10 protein-coding genes are annotated in these 17,159 nt (G+C 62.3%); 1 reads left to right on the forward strand and 9 read right to left on the reverse strand.

What is annotated here, in order from left to right:
- The first annotated feature begins 430 nt into the window (after positions 1 to 430).
- Positions 431 to 886: a transposase gene (locus ACF8SD_RS03150; RefSeq protein ID WP_392483787.1), complete on the forward strand. Its 456-nt coding sequence runs from the start codon at positions 431 to 433 to the stop codon at positions 884 to 886.
- Positions 887 to 895: 9 nt separating this feature from the next.
- Here the strand turns inward: ACF8SD_RS03150 and ACF8SD_RS03155 are convergent, their stop codons facing one another.
- From ACF8SD_RS03155 to rfbC, 9 genes are all read right to left on the reverse strand, one after another.
- Positions 896 to 2,248, reverse strand: a complete 1,353-nt coding sequence (locus tag ACF8SD_RS03155) for an aminotransferase class I/II-fold pyridoxal phosphate-dependent enzyme (protein WP_392483788.1) — start codon at positions 2,246 to 2,248, stop codon at positions 896 to 898.
- A 9-nt stretch (positions 2,249 to 2,257) separates the two neighbouring features.
- Positions 2,258 to 9,757, reverse strand: coding sequence for an SDR family NAD(P)-dependent oxidoreductase (locus ACF8SD_RS03160; RefSeq protein ID WP_392483790.1), 7,500 nt, complete (start codon positions 9,755 to 9,757; stop codon positions 2,258 to 2,260).
- Positions 9,758 to 10,067: 310 nt separating this feature from the next.
- Positions 10,068 to 10,949 (reverse strand): glucose-1-phosphate thymidylyltransferase RfbA, encoded by an 882-nt coding sequence (gene rfbA / locus ACF8SD_RS03165; RefSeq protein WP_392483816.1) that lies wholly within the window; start codon positions 10,947 to 10,949, stop codon positions 10,068 to 10,070.
- A gap of 5 nt (positions 10,950 to 10,954) precedes the next feature.
- Positions 10,955 to 11,851, reverse strand: a complete 897-nt coding sequence (gene rfbD, locus ACF8SD_RS03170; protein ID WP_392483792.1) for a dTDP-4-dehydrorhamnose reductase — start codon at positions 11,849 to 11,851, stop codon at positions 10,955 to 10,957.
- Positions 11,848 to 12,918, reverse strand: coding sequence for a dTDP-glucose 4,6-dehydratase (gene rfbB, locus ACF8SD_RS03175; protein ID WP_392483793.1), 1,071 nt, complete (start codon positions 12,916 to 12,918; stop codon positions 11,848 to 11,850). The genes rfbD and rfbB overlap by 4 nt, the downstream gene beginning before the upstream one ends.
- 103 nt (positions 12,919 to 13,021) lie before the next feature.
- Positions 13,022 to 15,019 carry a polysaccharide biosynthesis protein gene (locus tag ACF8SD_RS03180; protein WP_392483794.1) on the reverse strand — a complete coding sequence of 666 codons (1,998 nt, stop codon included), beginning with the start codon at positions 15,017 to 15,019 and terminating at the stop codon, positions 13,022 to 13,024.
- 288 nt (positions 15,020 to 15,307) lie between these two features.
- Complete coding sequence (locus tag ACF8SD_RS03185) at positions 15,308 to 15,934, reverse strand: acetyltransferase (RefSeq protein ID WP_392483795.1); 627 nt, start codon at positions 15,932 to 15,934, stop codon at positions 15,308 to 15,310.
- On the reverse strand, positions 15,931 to 16,527 hold the full coding sequence (locus tag ACF8SD_RS03190) for a sugar transferase (RefSeq protein WP_392483796.1): 597 nt from the start codon (positions 16,525 to 16,527) through the stop codon (positions 15,931 to 15,933). Before ACF8SD_RS03190 ends, ACF8SD_RS03185 begins: the two co-directional genes overlap by 4 nt.
- Positions 16,528 to 16,549: 22 nt before the next feature.
- Positions 16,550 to 17,095 carry a dTDP-4-dehydrorhamnose 3,5-epimerase gene (rfbC, locus tag ACF8SD_RS03195; protein WP_392483797.1) on the reverse strand — a complete coding sequence of 182 codons (546 nt, stop codon included), beginning with the start codon at positions 17,093 to 17,095 and terminating at the stop codon, positions 16,550 to 16,552.
- Positions 17,096 to 17,159: the final 64 nt, after the last annotated feature.

A 17,159-nucleotide genomic window follows, 5' to 3' on the forward strand; every position in this document is an offset into this window, starting at 1 on the left:
ATTCACCGTTGCCGCCACCACCGTATTCGTGGCTAAAGCCACTCCTACATTGGGCGGTGTACCCCGCCCGATGTAGGAGCGGGTTCACCCGCGAATGGGCCGGGCCTGCTGGCCAATGTCTTCTGGGTATTCACCGTTGCCGCCACCACCGTATTCGTGGCTAAAGCCACTCCTACATTGGGCGGTGTACCCCGCCCAATGTAGGAGCGGGTTCACCCGCGAAAGGGCCGGGTCTGCTGGCCAATATCTGCTGGGTATTCACCGTTGCCGCCACCACCGCATTCGTGGCTAAAGCCACTCCTACATTGGGCGGCGGCCGCCCTGGATCGGGGGGGTGGCCAATGGTGCACATGCTGAAACGGTTGGATCCGCACCCACCCCAACAAGGCAACTACGCTGGCTGGGCTACCATGAACGCGAGGACCAACACATGCACTACGCACACGCCCAGCACCTACGCCGCCACAGGGTTTCCCAGCCCGGCAGGTCGTACATGCTGACCACCGTCACGCACCAGCGCCGCCCTCTGTTCCACAACCTCATCCTCGCCAGGCTGGTCGTCAACCACCTGCGCCAAGCAGATCGGGAAAACAGCTGCGTCACCCTGGCATGGGTGGTCATGCCCGACCATGTGCACTGGCTCATTGAACTCAAACAGGTAACCCTGGCGACCTTGATGCGCCGCTTCAAATCCAGGTCCAGCCTTGCCTTGCGCAAGGCCGGGGTCACAGCCCTGCCCATCTGGCAGGCGGGCTACTGCGATCGCGCCATGCGCAAGGATGATGACCTGCTCACGGCCGCCCGTTACATCATCGCCAACCCGGTCAGGGCTGGCCTGGCTGCCCGTGTCGGCAACTACCCGCATTGGGATGCGATTTGGTTGTAGGCCTCAACCTCACCCCAACCGTGCCATCTCTTCCGCCACCACCGCCACGGTATGCCGTATCTGCGCTTCGGTATGCTCGCAAGACACAAAAAACCGCACCCGCGCCGAATGCTCCGGCACCGCCGGGTACAAGATCGGCTGGGCGTTGATGCCGCGTTCGAACAACGCGCTGGACAACCGCCCGGCCTTGAACGAACTGCCGGTAATCACCGGGATCACCGCCAGGCCAGTACTGGTCGCCGTGTCCAACCCCGCTTCCCGCGCCAGGCGCAGGAACAACTCGCCACGCGCCTGTACCTGCGCAACACGTTGGTGATCATCGGCCAGCAGCCGCAACGCCGCCAGGGCGGCGGCGGTCACCGCCGGGGGCATGCCCACGCTGTACAAAAAGCCCGGTGCCAGAAACTTCAGGTGCTCGATCAAGGCCGTGCTGCCGGCAATGTAACCACCGCAGCTGGCCAGGGTCTTGCTCAATGTCCCCATCCAGATATCAACATCATTGCCCGCCAGGCCAAAGTGCTCGCGAATGCCTTTGCCCGTCGCCCCCATCACCCCCAGCGAATGCGCTTCATCCACCATCAGGAAGACTTTGTGCTTGTGCTTGAGCTCGACGAAACGGGGCAATTCGGGGTAGTCGCCATCCATGCTGTAGATGCCTTCCACCACCACCAGCACCCGCTCGAAATGCTGGCGCTGCTCGCCCAGCAAACGGTCCAGCGCCTGCCAGTCGTTGTGGGCGAAACTCAGGCGGCGGGCGCCAGACAGCTGGATGCCCTGCAACACGCTGTTGTGGATCAGCTCGTCATGCACCACCAGGTCACGCGGGCCGAACAGGTAGCCGATGGTGGTGACATTGGTGGCGTGGCCACTGACCATCACCACCGCATCGTCCACCTCGTACAACCTCGCCAGTTCGCGCTCCAGCTCGCGGTGCAGCGGGCGGTCCCCCGACACCGGGCGGCTGGCCGACACCGAGGTGCCGTAGCGGTCGATGGCCACCTTGGCCGCTTCGGCCACGCTCGGGTGGCCGGAATAGCCCAGGTAGTTGTAGCTGGCAAAGTTGAGGTACTGCTGCTCGCCGATCTGCGTCTGAGCCCCCGCCGTGCCTTGGTGCAAGCGGAAGAACGGGTTGCTCAAGCCCAGGCGCATCGCCCCTTGCTGGATCACCCGCAGTTGCTGATACCCCGGGTGCAGGTCAAAGCGGTAATGCGCCTCTGGCACCTTCAAGGCTGCCTGCTGCACCTGCTCCAGAGTGGCGCCCTGCCCGCCATCGGCCGCCCCTTGGCGGCGGCGGGCAAGGGCTTGCTGGATCAGGCGTTGCTTGGCATCACCACCAAGGCCGGTCGGGGTTTTGGCTGTCATCTGGCACTCTTAATCAATCAAACGGTTGGGTGCCGCGTTGCGGTCAGCCAAGGCTGCGTTCAGCTGCGCTATCTCTTCGGCACTGTGCTCGCCGCCATGGCGGGCAAGCACGTTCTGCGCCAGTTGCTCTTCGCCGCTGGCCGCTTCACCGCGCAGCAGCTCCAGCAGGCGTACCGCCAGCTTGTCGATGCTGGAGTTGTCGCTCAGCTCCATCACCGGCAGGCGAATACCGAAACGCTCCTCCAAAGCCACCACCAGCTCCACACTCATCAGCGAATCGAGGCCCAGCTCCTGCAATGGCCGCTGGGCGTCGAGGCGGGCCGGTGGCAGGCGCAGAATCTCGCACACCTCGTGCTTGAGCATGTCGGCGAAGCGTTCGAGCAGTTCGGCATCGTCCAGTTCCGCCAGCATGCGCTGGATGTCCTCGCTGGTGCCTTCGTCCTCCTGGTCACCCCCATAGGCGCGGGCCAGCTCGGCAAAGCGTGGCGTGGCGGCACTCGGCAGGAAGCGCGCCAGCGCCTTGAAGTCCAGCTCCAGCACGCCGTGGCCGTTGTCGCCCGCCAGCAACATGGCTTCGAGCTGGGCCAGGGCCGCTTCGGCGCGCAACGCGGCGCCACCCATGCGGCTTTGCAGGGCGTCCTTGATCTGGCTGTTGCGCGCCAGGAAGCCGACATCGTCGATGGCGCCCCACAGCACCGCAGTGGCCGCCTGGCCCTTGGCCAAGCGGTGCCGCGCCAAGGCTTCAAGCCAGTGGTTGGCCGCCACATAGTTGGCCTGGCCGGGGTTGCCGAACAGCGTGGTGGCCGAGGAGAACATCACGAAGAAGTCCAGCGCCAGGCCCTGGGTCAGCTCATGCAGGTATTGCGCGCCCTTGGCCTTGGGCTCCAGCACGCGGCGCAGCTGCTCTGCGTCAAGGTTGCGGATCAGGCTGTCGTCGATCACGGTTGCTGCATGCACCAGGCCACGCAGTGGCCATGGGCTGGCAGCGATGCGGGCGAACACACCCTGCAGTTGCCCACGGTCGGTGATGTCGCAGGCCAGCGCCTGCACATCAACCCCTTGGGCTTGCCATTGCGCCAGCTGCGGCTGGGCTTCGGCGCTGGCCGGGCCGCGGCGGCCCAGCAGCACCAGGTGGCGTGCCCCCTTGTCGATCAGCCACTGCGCCGTGCGCAGGCCAAAGCCGCCAAGGCCACCGGTGACCAGGTAGCAGCCATCGGCCGCCAGCTGCATGGCAGGCGTTGGTTGCGTACGGGTGTCGACGGTCTGCTGAATCGGGTTCGCGTAGGTCACCACCACCTTGCCGATCTGCCGCGCCTGCTGCATGTAGCGGTAGGCCTCGACCACCTGGTTGGCGTCGAACTCGCGGAACGGCAACGGGTGCAGGATGCCTTGGGCAAACAGGCCCATCATTTCGGCAAAGAGCCGGCGGGTGAGCGCTGGCCGCTCGCTCATCAGCTGGTCGGCATCGATCCCGAAGTAGCTGATGTTGTTGCGGAACGGGCGCAGGCCGATGCGGGTGTTCTGATAGAAGTCGCGCTTGCCCAGTTCAAGGAAGCGGCCAAACGGTTTCAGCACCTGGAAGTTGCGGTTGATGGCCTCACCGGCCAGCGAATTCAGCACCACGTCCACGCCACGCCCAGCGGTGGCCGCCAGCACCTGGTCGGCATAGGCCAGCGAACGCGAGTCGTACACGTGGTCCACACCCAGCAGGCGCAGGAAGTCGCGTTTCTCGTCGCTGCCGGCAGTGGCATGGATTTCTGCCCCCAGCCACTTGGCGATCTGGATGGCAGCAATGCCCACACCACCGGCAGCGCCATGAATCAGCACTTTTTCGCCGGGCTCCAGGCGCGCCAGGTGGTGCAGCGCGTAGTACACGGTGAAGAAGGTACTAGGAATGGTCGCTGCTGCCTCGAACGACATCCCGTCTGGGATACGCGCCACGGCATTGGCGTTGGTCACCAAGCGGTTGGCAAAGCTGCAGGGGCCAAAGCCCACTACCCGGTCACCCGGGGCGAAATCGCCCACCACATCGGCACCCTTGCCTTGCACCACACCGGCAAACTCAAAGCCCAGGGTGGGGCCGGAGAAACCGTTCTCGATGGCTTCGTCCGACAACAGGCCAAGGGCGAACATCACGTCGCGGAAGTTGAGGCCGGTGGCACGTACGGCGATATCCAGCTCGTCTGCCGCTGGCTGGCGTGGCTCGCGCACTTCCCAGCGCAGGTTGCGCAACTGGCCAGGCAGGTCGAAGCCCAGGCAAATCCACTGCCCCTGGTTGCCACTGCTGCGCGGCTGGTCGGCCAACACCCGCAGGCGCGGCACATAGCGACGGCCTTGGGCATCCAGGGCCAACTCGGTTTCGCTGTCGGCATGCAGCAACGCCGGGAGCGCCAACTCGACCGCTGCAGCGTGTGCCAGGTCAAGCAAGCGAATACGGCAGGTGGGCGACTCGTTGGCCAAGGTACGGCCAAAGCCCCACAGCGCGGCATCGGCGATGCCCGCCAGGTCGGTGGCAGTGTCGGCACCGTACAGGTGCTCGGCGGCCCCGCGGCTGAACAGCCAGCATTGGGGCGCAATGCCCAGCGACTCACAGGCCTGTACCAGGTCGGCGGCCAGCATGCAGCGCGCCGCCTGGCCATCCAGCCCGGTACCGCCGTCGAAGCCAGCCAGGTGCAGCACGTGCTCCGGGGCCTGGCCCAGGGCGCCAAGCTGGGCAGCCAGGGCCTGGGCATCCCCCGGCAGCAGCAGGTCGACCTGCTGGCCGTGGGCGCGCAATTGCTCGGCCAGGCTCAGCGCCGCGGCCTGCCCTGCTTCGGCAAGCAACGCCCAGCGCTGCATGCTGATGGCGGCTGCGGCTGTGGCTGCGGCCGGTTTGTCGGCCAACAGCAGGTAGCTGCCACAGGCGCTGCCCGGCATGGCCTCGAGTGTTTGTAGCGCAGCCAGGCCATGACGCTGCAGTTCATGGCGCCAGAACGCCGGGGCTTGCTGCCGGGACAGGGCCTGTTGCGGGCCGGCCAACCACCAAGCGGGCTGGGCACCGAAGACAAAGTCGACCCAACGGGCCGGGTGCTGGCCCAGCAGGGCCAGCTGGCCGTGCGGGTTGAGCTGGCCACAGGCCAGGCGCAAGGCATCGCCAACCGCGCCCAGTGCACCCAGGTCGGTAGGCACCAACACCCAGTCGAAACTGCCTGCCTCGGCCAATTGCTCCAGGCCCAGTACCTGCAGCGCCGGGCAATCGTCACCCAGGCGCTGCTCAAGCTCGGGCTCGGCTACGCAATAGGTGTAATCGAGGCGGTCGAAATCCAGGCCGGCGTACAGCAGTTCGGCGAACGAGGCACCGCCAAAGCCGATTTCCAGCACGCGCAGGCGCTGGCCGGCTGGCAACTGTGCCAGGCGCTCGGCCAGGGTCTGGCGAATGCCGTTGAGCACGCGCTGCTGCCCCGCCGCCCCCAGCACCAGGCGCGCCAGGTTGGCAGCGCTGGTTTCCCGCGGCTGCAGGGTATCGAACAGCGCGCTGCCGTCGAGCAAGGCCGGCAGGTGGCGGCCAACACGGCCCACGGTATGGATGATCTGGAAGTACTCGGGGTAGCTCTGGAACAGCTCTTGCCAGATAGCCTCCGAGGCCGGGCGCTCACCCAGGTCGGCCAGTTGCCAGCCGCCGTCGGCATTGTGCAACAGGCTGCCGTCCTGCTCGGCGTGGCGCAGCAAGGTGGCCAGGTAGTCACCCTGGCCCTGCGACCACAGCGCCACCTGTTCGGCGCTCAGGCAACCACCCGCTTGCTCCACCACGTCCAGCACGAAGCTGCTGCACAGCACGTCCAGCAGCGGCTCTACTTCATTCAGGTAGCGCGCTTGCGCCGGCTCGTAGGCGAGGCTGTGCAGGGCCTCGGCCAATGGCGTGGTCGACACGGCCAGGCGCTGCAACGGCACGACCTTGCCCGGCGCCGCCAGGCCCACATGGCCCATGCGCTTGATGTCGCCAGCACGATCGTATTGCAGGCGTACGGCACGCATGCGCGCATCCTTGATCGCCACCACGGCCGTGCCGCTGGCATCGAACAGGGTGAAATCGACCAGCAGCGAGTGCGCAGTGCGTTTGCGCTGGCGTACTTCGGCCAGCACCGGCACGCCGCCGGCGTTGGTGAAGGCAATACGCCCCAGCTTGACCGGGATGAAGGCCAGGCCATCATTGCGGCCCGGGCGGCTGGCCAGCAGCTCGGTAATCAGCTGGAATGCACCGTCCAGCAGTGCCGGGTGCAGGTGCAGGCTGGCCAGCTCGTGTTCGATGGCCGGCGGCACGGTCAACTGCGCCAGTACCCGCTCGGGCTCCACCCAGGCGGCGGCTACCGTCTGGTAGGCGGGGCCGTAGTTCAGGCCGACCGCGCAGGTCATGGCCAGGTGCTGCTCGCGGGTGAAATCGGCCGGGCGCGCCGGCAGTGCCGGGGCGCGGGCGTCCAGCAGCACACCACGCGCTTCGCCCGGCAGGCGGGCGACCACGTGCTGCACCCACTCTTCGCGGTGCATCAACGTGCGCGAGCTGATACGCAAGGTGCCATCGGCCTCTTCGACCTGCACGCGCACCTTCTTGCTGCTGTCGCTGCTCAACAGCAGCGGGTTATGAATTTCCAGCTCTTCGATATCAACGAACTCGCCCGGCTGGTGCAGTTGCGCTACCGCTAGGGCCAGCTCGGTAAAGCCTGCCCCCGGGAACAGTACCGACTCACCGACCTTGTGGTCGGCCAGGGTCGGGTACTGCTGGGTATCCAGGCGGTTTTCCCAGGTCAGCGCCCGGTCGGGTACCGGGTAGCCGAGCAGCGGGTGTACGCGTTCGTGGGTCAGTTGGCCATTGGCCTCGGCACTCACGGGCAAGCTGAAGTGGTCATGCTGCCAGGCGTAGTTGGGCAGGCGCAGCGGGCGCCCGGCCACCGGGAAGCGCACCGGCCATTGTGGCTCCACAGCGGCGATCAGCAGGCGCGCGACGGTCCGCTCCAGCAGCAGCGGGCTGTGGTCGTTGCGTTTGAGGGTGGCCACCACCTGCCCGGCTTGGTCGCATTCGTTCAGCACGTCACTGACGTAGCTGCGCAGGATGGCGTGCGGGCCCACTTCAACGAACAGGTTCAGGCCGCTGCGTACCAGCGCGGCCAGCGCGCCCTGGAACAGCACCGGGAAACGAATGTTCTGCCACCAGTACTGGCTGTCCAGGCGCTCGCCGGCCAGCTGGCCGCCGACCACGGTGGAGTAGAACGGCGTGTGCGTTGCACGCGGCTGAATGTGCGCCAGGTCCGCGATAACGGCCTGCTCGATGGGGTTCATCGCCGGCGAGTGGAAGGCGTAGTCCAGGTCCAGGCGGCGGGCGAACACCTGGCGCTCGGCCAGGTCCGCTTCCAGCACCGCCAGGGCGTCTACGTCACCCGCCACGGTGGCGCCACGGGCGCTGTTCTCGCCAGCCACCACCAGGCGGCCGTCCAGCTTCAGTTCACCGATCAGCTGGGCCGTGGCCTCGCCGGGCAGGCCGACCGCAGTCATCTGCCCGGTGCCCCGGGTCAGCCCTTGCAGGCGGCTGCGGTGGTAGATGACCTGGGTGGCGTCTTCCAGGCTAAGCGCGCCGCTGGCCCAGGCCGCGGCCACTTCACCCACGCTGTGGCCAACCACCGCCACCGGCGTGATGCCTTCGGCCGCCAGCACCTTGGTAACCGCCACTTGCAGGGCAAAAAGCGCCGGCTGGGCAATTTCGGTACGGGCGTAGCGGCCTTCGCCGTTTTCCCCCAACAGCTCGGCGCGCAACGAATAGCCGGCCAAGGGCTGGAACAGCGCGTCCACTTCGGCCACTGCCGCAGCAAACAGCGGCTGGTCGAGCATTGCCCGGCCCATGCCCTGCCATTGCGAACCGTTACCGGAGTAGACGAACACCGGCGCCGAGGCGCCATCCAGCGCCTGGCCGGCTTCCAGTACCGCGCTCAACTCGCTGAGTGAAGGGTCCTGGGCGTAGTCGTCCAGCGCCTGGGCGGCTTCGGCCGCATTGTCGCTGACCAGCAGCAGGCGGTGGTTATGGGCGTCGCGGCGGTACATGGCCTGGTAGGCGACATCGTAATAGTCGACCTGTGGCTGCCCGGCCAGGTAGGCGGCAAAGCGCTCTGCCGTGGCCCGCAGCCCTTCTTCGCTCTTGGCGCTGAGCAACAACGGCACCCGCTGGCCGCTGGCCGCAGCTACAGCAGGCGGCTGCGGTTCAGGGCTTTGCAGAATGACGTGGGCGTTGGCCCCGCCAAAGCCGAACGAGTTCACACCCACGGTCAGCTGGCCTTCGGCCTTCAACGGCAACGGCTCGGTAACCACCTGCAGGTTGAGGTCGGCAAAGGCGATGTTCGGGTTCAATGCCTGCACGCCAATGGTGGCCGGCACGGTGCGCTCGCTCAGGCAGTTCAGCGCTTTCATAAGGCCGGCCGCGCCGGAAGCGGCTTCCAGGTGGCCGAGGTTGCTTTTTACCGAACCGATCGGCAGCGGGTTGCCGGCGCCACGCGCCTGGCCCAGTGCCTCGCCGATGGCACGGGTTTCGATCGGGTCCCCAACGGCAGTACCGGTGCCGTGTGCTTCCAGGTAATCGAGTTGCTCGGGGGCGATGCCGGCCTGGGCGTAGGCGCGCTTGAGCAAGGCTGCCTGGGCTTCGGCATTGGGCAGGGTCAGGCTGGACTTGCGCCCGTCGGTGTTCACTGCGCTGGCCGCTACCACCGCCAAAATGGTGTTGCCGTCGGCCACCGCCTGGTCGTAGTCCTTGAGCAGGAACAGCCCGCCCCCTTCGGAGCGCGCGTAGCCGTCGCCGTTTTCGTCGAACGACTGGCAGCGGCCGGTGCGCGACAGCATGGTGGCCTTGGCGAAGATCATGAAGCCGAACGGGTGCATGTGCAGGCTGATGCCGCCGGTTACAGCCTGGTCGACATCGCCGCTGAGAATCGCCTGGCAGGCCTGGTGGAAGGCCACCAGCGACGACGAACACGCCGTGTCAATCGCCATGCTCGGCCCACGTAGGTCGTAGAAAAACGACAAACGGTTGGCCGCGATGCTCATGGTATTGCCGGTGGCCGTGGCGCCATCGATGGACGAGAGGTCTTCGAGCAGGCGGTAGGACTGCTCGACACCCGCAATGCCCAGGTACACGCCGCAGTTGCTGCCGCGCAGGCTGGAGGGCTTGATGCCGGCGTTTTCGAAGGTTTCCCAGCACATTTCCAGCAGCATGCGCTGCTGCGGGTCCATCATCGCGGCTTCGCGGGGCGAAATACTGAAGAAGCTGGCGTCGAACCCACTGATATCGCCCAGCGTGCCGGAAGCGAAGGTATAGCTGCTTGCGGGGCTGGCCTTGTCCGGGTGCAGGAACTCGCGCTTGTCCCAGCGCGACGGGTCGACCTGTGTCACCAGGTCACGGCCTTGCATCAGGTTTTGCCAGAAGCCGGCATTGGAAGAGCCAGGGAAGCGGTACGCACTGCCAACGATTGCAACCTTTCTACGCTTGATCAAAACCTATTCCTTCAAATCTCATCGGGCAGCGTCCCATCCGCTGGACAGCCGGCATGCCTGGCCGGGCCATGAAACGGGCCGGCGTTGTATGTCACTGATGATTGTCTGGTTACCTGAAGCAGCATGCACGCGGGGGGCGCAAGACGATTGGTCTGAGCTGGCGTGCGAATGTCCAGATTTGTGTGTGCGGATGATACGCGGGTTGCGGGGGGGCGAAAACCCTGAGGGAATGAAACGGGGCGCATGGCAAGCCGTGCACCCCGTAGAGTTTCCCCGCTCAGCAGGCAAAGCCCGCCGCTGTTAGCGATGCTCAGTAAATCGTATCGCGGATCAGGCGCTGAAGGTATTGACCGTAGCCGTTCTTGGCCAACGGTGCAGCCAACTGCTCCAACTGCTGGGCATCAATCCAGCCCTGACGGAACGCTACCTCTTCCGGGCATGCCACTTTCAGGCCCTGGCGGCGCTCGATGGTGGCGATGTAACCACTGGCTTCGAGCAATGAGTCATGCGTGCCAGTGTCCAGCCAGGCATAACCGCGGCCCATTATTTCCACCGACAAACGGCTCTGTTCCAGGTAAACACGATTGAGGTCGGTGATCTCAAGCTCACCCCGCGGCGACGGCTTGATGCCTTTGGCAATTTCGACCACGTCTTTGTCGTAGAAGTACAAACCGGTCACGGCATAGCTGGATTTTGGCTTGGCGGGCTTCTCTTCCAGGCTGACCGCTTTACCCTGACTGTCGAACTCGACTACGCCGTAACGTTCTGGATCTTGAACGTGGTAAGCGAACACGCTGGCACCGTCGCTACGCTGCATGGCATTACCCAGCAAGGCTTGGAAGTCGTGGCCGTAATAGATGTTGTCACCCAGCACCAGGGCCGACAGGTCATTGCCAATGAACGACTCGCCGATCAGGAACGCCTGCGCCAAACCATCAGGTGAGGCCTGTACGGCGTAGGTGATATTGATGCCCCAGCGGTGACCGTCACCCAGCAACTGCTCGAATCGCGGGGTGTCTTGCGGCGTGGAAATGATCAGGATATCGCGAATACCCGCCAGCATCAGCGTGCTTAGCGGGTAGTAGATCATCGGCTTGTCATACACCGGCAACAGCTGTTTGGAAATCGCCAGAGTCGCTGGGTGCAGTCGGGTACCCGAGCCACCCGCCAAAATAATGCCTTTACGGTTCATGGTAGTCATTTCTCGTAGATTTCCGTGAGCATGCGGGCCACTCCCTGGCGCCAGTCTGGCAGGGTCAGGGCAAAGGCTTTCTGCAGTTTGGTGGTGTCCAGCCGCGAGTTGGCCGGCCGCTTGGCCGGTGTTGGGTAGGCAGCGGTGGCCAGCGGGTTGACCTGTTCGGCGTGGGCTTTCAATGGCACACCCTGTGCTGCAGCCTGCTCCAGCACAAAGCGGGCAAATCGACACCAAGTGGTCTCGCCGCCGGCCGCCAAGTGATAAACCCCAGCCAGCGCGGGGTTGGCGCGGGTCGCGGTAATAGCATGCGCGGTAATGTCCGCAATCAGATCGGCGCCGGTCGGCGCACCGTACTGGTCATCGATTACCCCCAGGCTCTCGCGCTCGCCCGCCAGCCGCAACATGGTCTTGGCGAAGTTGTTGCCGCGCGCCGCATACACCCAGCAGGTCCGGAAAACCAGGTAATGGCAGCCGGCATCCAGGATGGCTTGCTCGCCAGCCAGCTTGCTCTGGCCATAGACGTTCAGCGGGCCGACAGCATCCTCTTCACGCCAAGGCGCGCTGCCCTCCCCCGGGAACACATAGTCGGTCGAATAGTGCACCAGCAGCGCGCCACACTCGGCAGCGGCCCGAGCCAACACGCCAACGGCCTGGGCATTGACCTTGAAGGCCTGGTCGCGCTCGGTTTCGGCCTTGTCTACGGCGGTATAGGCAGCCGCATTGACGATGACATCAGGAGCGAAGGTAATTACGGTCTCGGCCAAACCCGACAGGTTGGCCAGATCGCCACAATGGCTCTGGCTTCGGGAGTTCAGTGCCAGCACGTCGCCCAATGGCGCCAGGCTACGCTGCAATTCCCAACCTACCTGGCCATCCTTGCCCAGAAGCAGAATCTTCATTCCGAGCGCCCTGCGTAGTTCTTCTCGACCCAGTCACGGTAACTGCCGGACTGAACGTTCTGCACCCAGTCCTGATTGTCGAGATACCACTCTACGGTTTTGCGAATGCCGGTTTCAAAGGTTTCCGCCGGTTTCCAGCCCAGCTCACGCTCCAGCTTGCGCGCATCAATGGCGTAGCGGCGGTCGTGGCCAGGGCGGTCGGTGACGTAGGCGATCTGTTCAGCATAAGGTTTACCGTCTTCACGGGGGCGCAGTTCGTCCAGCAATGCGCAAACGCGGTTGACGATTTCCAAATTGGGCTTCTCGTTCCAGCCGCCGACGTTGTAAACCTCGCCGGTTTGGCCAGCTTCCAGTACGCGCCGGATGGCGCTGCAGTGGTCTTTCACATACAGCCAGTCACGGATCTGCTGGCCATCGCCATACACCGGCAGCGGTTTACCGGCCAAAGCATTGACGATCATCAGCGGGATGAGCTTTTCCGGGAAATGATACGGGCCATAGTTGTTCGAGCAGTTGGTGGTCAGCACCGGCAGGCCGTAGGTGTGGTGGTAGGAGCGCACCAGGTGGTCGCTGGCGGCCTTGCTGGCGGAGTACGGGCTGTTGGGCTGGTACTGGTGGTTCTCCGTAAAGGCTGGTTCGTCGGCAGCCAGCGAACCGTATACTTCGTCGGTGGACACGTGCAGGAAGCGGAACGCCTGGCGTGCCGGTTCTGCCAAGGCGCCCCAGTAGGCGCGTACGGACTCCAGCAGGCGGAAAGTGCCGACGATGTTGGTTTCGATGAAATCTTCCGGGCCGTGGATCGAACGGTCGACGTGTGATTCGGCGGCGAAGTTGACGATGGCGCGTGGTTGATGTTCTTTGAGCAGACGTGCTACCAGTTCGGAGTCACCAATGTCGCCATGCACGAAGATGTGGCGCTCGTCACCTTGCAGGCTGCTCAGGGTTTGCAGGTTGCCAGCATAGGTGAGTTTGTCGAGGTTGACCACGGGTTCATCGCTACTGGCCAGCCAGTCCAGCACGAAATTCGCGCCAATGAAACCTGCACCACCAGTTACCAGAATAGTCATCGTTCAGTTCTTCCTATTTCCCGCATTCAAACTTCGCAACGTTGGAAGTTCATGTTGGCGCTCCTTTTGCCGGCAACGCCTCTTCTGTTTGTAGTTAAAGCGCTCAGGGCTCCAGCCGCCGGCGCTGGTACAGCCAATCGACAATATCCCCGCCTGGCACGTAACCGCTCACAGTTTCACGCAACAACTGACGTACGGTGGCGAAGTCGTCAACCGCAGTCGCCGTACGCAGAGCATCCAGGCGTTGCTTCAGCACGTCCCATGGCAGATAGTCTTCGTTGGCGCTCATGATCATGGGGTGGCGCGTGGCAATCACGTTGTCGCCGATCAGCAGCTCTTCATAAAGCTTCTCTCCAGGGCGCAAACCAGTAAAATTGATAGCAATTTCGCCCTGCGGGTTGCGCTCGGAGCGGATGCTGAAACCGGACAGGTGGATCATCTTTTCCGCCAGTTCCACAATCTTCACCGGCTCCCCCATGTCCAGCACGAAAACATCGCCACCCTGCCCCATGGAGCCCGCCTGAATCACCAACTGCGCTGCCTCCGGGATGGTCATAAAGTAGCGGGTAATTTTCGGGTGGGTCACGGTCAGAGGCCCGCCCGCCTGGATCTGTTTGTGGAACAGCGGAATCACGGAACCAGACGAGCCCAGCACATTGCCGAAGCGCACCATGGTAAAGCGGGTCTTGTTCACCTGCGACACATTGCTGGTGTCGCCCATCAGCACTGGCGCCAATTCGCGGCTCAGCGCTTGCAGCACCATCTCAGCCAGGCGCTTGGTACTGCCCATCACATTGGTAGGGCGAACTGCCTTGTCGGTGGAAATCAGTACGAAGTTCGCCACCCCGGCCTGCAACGCGGCTTGGGCGGTGTACAGAGTGCCAAACACGTTATTCGACAGGCCCTCTGCAATGTTGTGCTCGACTATCGGCACGTGCTTGTAGGCGGCAGCGTGATACACCGTATCTACCTGCCAGGCGCGCATCACGTCCAGCATCTTCGCTTGGTCGCGTACCGAGCCAAGGATGGGGATCAACTGCACGGACAGGCCTTCGCGCGCGATGCGTTGCTCCAGTTCGCCCGCAATTGTGTACAGATTGAATTCACTGTGTTCGTATAAAATCAGGGTACTCGGTGTCTGCCCAAGAATCTGGCGGCACAACTCCGAGCCGATGGACCCTCCGGCTCCGGTCACCATTACTGCTTGGTCGATGATGCAGTGCTGCAAAAGGTCGGCTTGAGCAGGCACCGCGTCACGCCCCAGTAAGTCAGCGACGTCCACTTCCTGAATGTCATCCACCTTGACCCGGCCGCTGGCCAGGTCCATGAAGCCAGGTACACTGCGCACGTGCAGAGGGTACCCCTCCAGCAAATTGAGAATTTCACGGCGGCGACTGCGGCTTACGGACGGCAGCGCCAGCAGGATTTCTGCCGCAGCCGTATCGTCGATCATGCGTTGTATTTGGCCTGGTTGATACACCTGTAGGCCGGCAATCACGCGATCAGTAATGCTGACATCATCATCGATGAATGCTACCGGGCGCATGACCTTACCCATGCGCAGTGCCGCTACAAGCTGGTTACCGGCTGCGCCGGCACCGTAGATAGCTACTCGCGGTAGGCCGTCATCGCGGTTGGCGAAAGGCACGTGCTGTACGGCAGTGGTAAACCAGTCACCGAGAAAGTACTGGCGCATGGCCAGGCGCAGGCCACCGACCATTATCAGGCTCAACCACCAGTAGTTGAAGGTGATTGATCGTGGCACTACGTTCTGGTGGTTGCTGGCCCAGTAGATGATGAAACCCTGAATCAGCGCCGAAAGGGTCACAGCTTTGATGATAGCGATCAGTGCGTCGTTGCCGAAATAGCGCATCACCGCCCGGTACAGGCCAAAACGGATGAATAGCGGAATGGAGATGATCGGCGCGGTGACGAACAGCCAAGTGTGGTCGAGGACAGGATTGGCCAAGTCATCGATGCCCAAGCGCACGACAAATGCAAGCCACAGGGCAAACCACACAAGAATGACATCTGTGGCGACCTGAATCAGCCGCTTTTGGCGTCGAGGTAGGCCAAGAAGTCTTGCACGCAGCTTATCCATAAAACCTCTGAGTACTTTCCCAAGTGACATTCAATACGACCTTCTCACTATCACCTTAGCTAGCGTTCCAGCCCCTTGGCGTGCAAAAACAGCATTAACCCTTGACAGACAGTTGATGCCCGGTTTTTTTACACACCGACCGGCACCTGCACCGCACGCTGAGCGACGGCCAGAGAGGATGAGTGCGAACAACTCAAAGCCAGCCGGACCGCCCCCCATAATGCGTCGCGAACTAGCAAACAGGGTTGCGGGAGGCTCCTTACGCAGATTTTTTGGACCCGCGAGGTTTCATTTCCGAACGAACGGTCGCGCAGGAACACCGACCACGGTGGCATCATCAGGTACGTCGCAAACTACGGCAGCGCCAGCCCCGACCGTAGCCCTGCAACCAATTTTGACCATTTGTCTTACCACGGCACCGATACCAATCCAACTGCTGGTACCAACGATGACACCACCCGCAAGGCGGGCCCCAGGGCTCAGGTGCACATAGCCACCGATCTCGCAGTCATGATCGACACTGCTTCCAGTATTAATGATGGCACCAGGGCCGACGGTGGTGAACGCATTGACCACGGCACCAGCAAATACCACCGTACCACTACCCAGTGACGCGTGCCGACTCACTACTGCGCCAGGGTGTATCAAAACGGGCACGCGCGCTCCGCATTTTTGCAACTCCAGCAACTTCTCCGCACGCGCGGCATTGTTACCTATAGCAACCACCACGCCTTGATAATTTTCGAGCAGCTCAAGCAACTGAGCACCGCTTCCCATCACAGTCCATGCACCATTGCGTTTCAGGTCAGGCCAACAATCGTCAAAAAAGTCGATTTTGTGCCAACCGCACAATTCGGCCAGGTCAGCCACAACTTTGCCATGGCCACTTGCTCCAAGGATTGCAAGGGCTTTCATTTATGTGAACCGGTGAATTTTGACATGGTGGCCTGCCCTTCAGCCGAGATCCCGTCCCGTACAAGAACCTTTTTAATGGTCAGTAACAGAATCTTAAAATCCAACAGCATTGAACGATTGTCGACGTACCACACATCAAGCGTAAATTTTTCTTCCCATGAAAGCGCATTGCGGCCGTTGACCTGTGCCCAACCTGTCACGCCTGGGCGAACAGCATGACGACGATATTGTTCTTGACTGTATAACGGCAGATATTCCATAAGCAGAGGCCTAGGCCCTACCAAACTCATGTCTCCCTTCAACACATTCCATAACTCAGGCAACTCATCCAGACTAGACGCACGCAAAAAGCTGCCAAATGGCGTCATGCGCTTGTCGTCTGGCAAGGGCGCCCCATGTTCATCCACCGCATCACGCATGGAACGAAACTTAATCATTTTGAAAGGTTTGCCATTCATCCCCGGTCGCACTTGACGAAATAGCACCGGCGCCCCCAACTTGTAGCGAATACACACTGCGAGCACGAGCATCACCGGACTTAAAATCAAAAGACCAAACAGCGAAGCTACTATATCGACTATGCGTTTTACCATGACTCTACGCACTCCCGCGCCATTAATCAAAGCAAGTAACAATGGATAAAGGCTTGCCCAACTTGTCTTTTTCCGAGAGCACAGGCAGGGCCTCCAGCGGCCAGTCAACTGCGATCTCAGGATCGTCCCATGCCACGCACTGCTCGGATGCCGGCGCATAGTAATCAGTGGTCTTGTATAAAAATTCTGCACGCTCTGACAGCACCAGGAAACCATGGGCAAACCCCTCAGGAACCCACATCTGGCGCTTGTTTTCCTCAGACAATACGGCACCTACCCATCGACCGAAGGTCGGCGAGGAACGCCGAACATCCACAGCAACGTCGAACACCTCACCCGATACCACTCGCACCAACTTTCCTTGCGGCTGGTTTAATTGGTAATGCAAGCCGCGCAACACATGACGACTCGATTTTGAATGATTGTCCTGAACAAAGTTCACCGTTCTACCTACGGCGTCTTCAAATACCCGCTGATTAAAACTTTCGAAGAAAAAACCTCGTGCATCGCCAAACACTTTTGGCTCAAACAAAATAACTTCAGGTATTGCCAGAGGTGTCGACTTCATCCTATTACCTTTTCATCTAGAAATCTGCGCCACTGTGCAGCCGCGGCAACAACGTGAATAACAT

This window comes from Pseudomonas sp. CJQ_9, assembly GCF_043106615.1.
Classification (GTDB): Bacteria; Pseudomonadota; Gammaproteobacteria; order Pseudomonadales; family Pseudomonadaceae; genus Aquipseudomonas; species Aquipseudomonas juntendi.